The following is a 643-nucleotide window of genomic DNA, read 5'->3' as shown; positions in this document are numbered from 1 at the left end:
CCTGAGTTAGAGCATCCGTCAAGCAAGGGTAGTATCCCAACAGCGCCTCAGATAAGACTGGCGTCCTATCTTCTCCGGCTCCTACCTATCCTGTACATGCTTGACAGATACCCAATATTAAACTGCAGTAAAGCTCCATGGGGTCTTTCCGTCCTGTCGCGGGTAACCCGCATCTTCACGGGTATTATAATTTCACCGAGTCTCTCGTTGAGACAGTGCCCAAATCATTACACCTTTCGTGCAGGTCGGAACTTACCCGACAAGGAATTTCGCTACCTTAGGACCGTTATAGTTACGGCCGCCGTTTACTGGGGCTTCAATTCAAACCTTCGCTTGCGCTAAGCTCTCCTCTTAACCTTCCAGCACCGGGCAGGTGTCAGCACCTATACTTCATCTTACGATTTTGCAGATGCCTGTGTTTTTGATAAACAGTTGCTTGGGCCTTTTCACTGCGGCTGATCTTGCGACCAGCGCCCCTTCTCCCGAAGTTACGGGGCCATTTTGCCGAGTTCCTTAACGAGAGTTCTCTCGCTCACCTGAGGATACTCTCCTCGACTACCTGTGTCGGTTTGCGGTACGGGTGCACCGTCTCTGGCTAGAAGCTTTTCTCGGCAGTGTGACGTCGCAGCCTTCGCTACTTTAA

At 51.3% G+C, this 643-nt stretch carries 1 rRNA gene; it reads right to left on the bottom strand.

From position 1 onward, the window contains the following. Positions 1–643, bottom strand: a 23S ribosomal RNA gene (locus ACYVUV_RS12350); the annotation flags it as partial.

It is taken from the genome of Lactobacillus sp. WILCCON 0149 (assembly GCF_057197965.1).
This window is presented reverse-complemented; position numbering and strand designations above follow the sequence as displayed.